The organism is Inconstantimicrobium porci, assembly GCF_009696465.1.
Classification (GTDB): Bacteria; Bacillota; Clostridia; order Clostridiales; family Clostridiaceae; genus Inconstantimicrobium; species Inconstantimicrobium porci.
This window is the reverse complement of sequence record NZ_VULX01000074.1, coordinates 1-1,127: the sequence shown is the minus strand read 5'-3', so window position 1 is coordinate 1,127 and position 1,127 is coordinate 1. Positions and strand designations below refer to the sequence as shown.

Genomic DNA, 1,127 nt, shown 5'->3' with positions numbered 1-1,127 from the left:
ATTCTATCATCCTCATGGGGATAGTATACCCTTTTTTGAGTCACTTTATTAATAAAAAACCTAACTTTTCCAAAATATTTCTCTATATCAATATTAAATTTTTAAAGATCAATTATGCTCATGTCTACATTCTATTTTATATTATATCGTCATTTTCACTTCTTTTCCACAGAAAAAAACGCCCCAGCCTAATGCTAGAGCGTCATCCCACTTTCATATTAAATTACCTTAAACATTTTCTGTGACATCGGTTTCTCCTTCTTCTGCTCAACCTCCGCCTGTGCTTTCCTAAACTCTTCCATCCGTTTCAATTCTTCCTCAGCATCATCGAATCCGATATGCGTGTACACATTCATTGTAACCGATATATTCGAATGCCCCATGAGGTACTGTAGTGTCTTAGGATTCATTCCCGATTTTGCCATATTCGAGCAATAGGTGTGTCTGCATACATGAGGAGTAATGTTCGGCATCTGCACCTTGTAAATCTCGTTGTACCTGCCAACCATACTGTTGAATCTGTGTTCCCAATGCATAGCCACCAAAGGCATATGGTCTTTGTCGAGAAAAAGGAATCCGCTATAGCCACCTACAATTTTTTCAACTTTGTACTTTGGTCTGTCCTGAATGATTGACCTAAACATTTCTGCAACCTCATCCGTGATTGGCAGAACCCTTGTACCTGCATTTGTCTTTGTAGGCTCTATAACATATTCCCTTTGAGCCGTTCTCTGTAGCTGACGCTCAATATTGACGGTGTTATGCTCAAGGTTGATATCCTTAAGGGTAAGTCCACAAAACTCTGAAATTCTCATGCCTGTATGGAAGAGAATGTAGACCACTTCGTAATATTTGCAATAAAGGATATCGTCATGCACAAAACGAAGGAACTTTCTCATCTGGTCTTTGGTAATGGCCTCTCTTGTAACCGAGTCATTTACCACCACCCCGGCGAGTTCAAACTGGAATGGATTCTTCATAAGGTGGATTGTCAACACTTTTTAATACATTTTTTATTCGGTCATATTTGCAAGTCTATACTCAACTGGAGTCATATAGTTTAAAGAACTATGAATGCGTTTATTGTTATACCATAATACATAACTTCTTAATTCTAACTTAAGTTC

The 1,127-nt window shown here is 38.0% G+C and carries 2 protein-coding genes; both read right to left on the bottom strand.

Annotation, left to right across the window (positions count from 1 at the left end; genetic code table 11):
• Positions 1-218 precede the first annotated feature (218 nt).
• Positions 219-980: a site-specific integrase gene (locus FYJ33_RS15995; RefSeq protein WP_154532961.1), complete on the bottom strand. Its 762-nt coding sequence runs from the start codon at positions 978-980 to the stop codon at positions 219-221.
• A gap of 33 nt (positions 981-1,013) precedes the next feature.
• Positions 1,014-1,127 (bottom strand): IS3 family transposase (locus FYJ33_RS15990; RefSeq protein ID WP_154530158.1); only part of this gene is annotated, 114 nt, incomplete at its 5' end.

Coding starts and splice junctions, on each gene's coding strand:
- FYJ33_RS15995 (WP_154532961.1), bottom strand. CDS start 980: ATGAAGAATCCATTCCAGTTTGAACTCGCCGGGGTGGTGGTAAATGAC.